Source organism: Bacillus sp. BS98 (assembly GCF_008432245.1).
Classification (GTDB): Bacteria; Bacillota; Bacilli; order Bacillales; family Bacillaceae_G; genus Bacillus_A; species Bacillus_A toyonensis.
Map to the genome: position 1 here is coordinate 277,501 of NZ_CP043830.1, position 2,500 is coordinate 280,000.

The window sequence follows — 2,500 nt, forward strand, 5'->3', positions numbered from 1 at the left end:
CATCCTGGGGCTGTAGTCGGTCCCAAGGGTTGGGCTGTTCGCCCATTAAAGCGGTACGCGAGCTGGGTTCAGAACGTCGTGAGACAGTTCGGTCCCTATCCGTCGTGGGCGTAGGAAATTTGAGAGGAGCTGTCCTTAGTACGAGAGGACCGGGATGGACGCACCGCTGGTGTACCAGTTGTTCTGCCAAGGGCATAGCTGGGTAGCTATGTGCGGAAGGGATAAGTGCTGAAAGCATCTAAGCATGAAGCCCCCCTCAAGATGAGATTTCCCATAGCGTAAGCTAGTAAGATCCCTGAAAGATGATCAGGTTGATAGGTTCGAGGTGGAAGCATGGTGACATGTGGAGCTGACGAATACTAATAGATCGAGGACTTAACCATATAATATGTAGCAAATGTTATCTAGTTTTGAAGGAATATGCCTTCATAGTTTGGTGATGATGGCAGAGAGGTCACACCCGTTCCCATACCGAACACGGAAGTTAAGCTCTCTAGCGCCGATGGTAGTTGGGACCTTGTCCCTGTGAGAGTAGGACGTCGCCAAGCAAGCTTAAGACGAGTCAGGATGACTCGTCTTTTTTGTGTTTTATAACTTCTTTTCAATGCTAAATACTACCTGGATTTTAAAGAACTCCCTATTCTTTTAAGATTTTTGGTTACATATCTATATAAGTTTTATTCTGTTTCTTTCGTGATTTTTAATATGTAATTTAAGATTTTCTATTTTATTTCTTATAGATAAGATTCACCGGTATGTTAAAATAGTACAGTTGTTTTTGAGGTACGTTAACATAAGAGATTTAATTTGGAAAAAGGAGATAATATGAAAAAGATAGGTATGATTACTATAGTAGTTTTAGTGCTTCTAACAATCGCGTATATGTTAGTTGGGAATTATTTTTATAACTACGCATTGAATGCGAAACAAGAAAAAGAATTTTTGCAAGATAACCCTCATTTGGCGGAAACAGTGAATGCATCGGGGGATGTATTGGCTACGAATGAAAAAAAGAATGCGGATTTTGTATCGAAATATAAACCGAACACATTAACTATACGTTCTTTCGATAAGCTGAATTTAAAAGGTTATGAATATATGAATGAATCATCTAGTCATAAATGGGCAATTGTAGTTCATGGATATAATGGCAGAGCATCAGAAATGACGAAATATATTCGGAACTTTTATGAACGAGGCTATAATGTCATAGCGCCAGACCTTCGTGGACATGGAAATAGTGAAGGGGATTATGTTGGTATGGGCTGGCATGATCGTAAAGATGTCCTACTGTGGATTCAACAAATTTTAAAGAAAGATCCTAATGCTGAAATAGCTCTATATGGTATTTCTATGGGGGGAGCAACTGTAATGATGACTTCAGGCGAAGATTTACCTTCAAACGTTAAAGTTATTATTGAAGATTGCGGATACTCAACTGTTAGTGATGAATTTACGTATCAACTAAAAGATTTATTCCACTTACCGAAGTTTCCTGTTATGAATGCAGCCAATACAGTTACTAAATTGAGGGCGGGATATGATTTAGAAGAGGCTTCAGCTGTGAAACAAGTTGAGAGAAGTAAAACACCTATGCTATTTATCCATGGGAATGCTGATACATTTGTTCCTTTTGAAATGTTAGATCAGGTGTATAATGCTGCAAAAGTAGAAAAAGAGAAGTTAATTGTTCCAGGTGCGGGGCATGGGGAAGCGGAGAAAGTAGATTCAAATAAATATTGGAATACTGTATGGAAATTCGTAGAGAAGTATATTCCGGCATAATTAAAGTTGTTTCATTTTTATAGACGATAATCGGAGGGAATAGTCTGCCCTTTTGATTATCGTTTTTTTCTAATTAGGTATTCTGCTATAAGTATATTTTTGTATGTACTATAGAAGGAAATAGAGCAAAAACTTTTGAATTCCTTAATCTCAGTGCTACAATGATTGAAAACTAAGTTTTAAAGAGGTGTTAATATGAAAATTGAAGTATGGTCAGATTTTGTATGTCCATTTTGCTATATTGGGAAGCGTAGATTAGAGATGGCTTTAGAGCAATTTCCGCATAAGAAGGATGTTGAAGTTGAGTTTAAAAGTTTTGAGCTAGATCCGAATACTCCCGTTTACTCTGGAACGAGTATTAATGAAGTGCTTGCATCAAAGTATGGGATTAGTATTGAAGAAGCTAAGCGTAATAATGTACAACTAGGAAATCATGCAGCTAGTATGGGTTTAAGTTTTAATTTTGATGAGATGAAGCCAACGAACACTTTTGATGCGCATCGTCTAGCGAAGTTTGCGAAGGATCAAGGGAAGGAAAAGGAGATTACAGAAAATCTTCTTTTTGCATATTTTACTGAATCAAAGAACTTGAGTGATGTGGATACGCTAGCTACTATCGCTGAAGCTTCAGGTTTAGATAAGCAAGAAGCTTTACATGTTATTAATGATAAAAATGCGTATGCCAATGATGTTAGAATTGATGAGGCGGTTGCTC

The 2,500-nt window shown here is 37.6% G+C and carries 2 protein-coding genes and 2 rRNA genes (2 of these 4 running past the window's edge); all 4 read left to right on the forward strand.

The window, feature by feature from the left end; genetic code table 11:
- A 23S ribosomal RNA gene (locus F0362_RS01585) occupies positions 1-383 on the forward strand; it begins 2,539 nt to the left of the window's first position.
- Between the two features lie 49 nt (positions 384-432).
- Positions 433-548 (forward strand): 5S ribosomal RNA (gene rrf / locus F0362_RS01590).
- 277 nt (positions 549-825) lie between these two features.
- Positions 826-1,785, forward strand: a complete 960-nt coding sequence (locus F0362_RS01595) for an alpha/beta hydrolase (RefSeq protein ID WP_033663369.1) — start codon at positions 826-828, stop codon at positions 1,783-1,785.
- A 195-nt stretch (positions 1,786-1,980) separates the two neighbouring features.
- Positions 1,981-2,500, forward strand: the 5' portion of a protein-coding gene (locus F0362_RS01600) for a DsbA family oxidoreductase (RefSeq protein WP_000687921.1). 212 nt of this gene lie beyond the right edge of the window; only the first 520 of its 732 coding nucleotides appear in the window; the start codon lies at positions 1,981-1,983; its stop codon lies beyond the right edge, outside the window.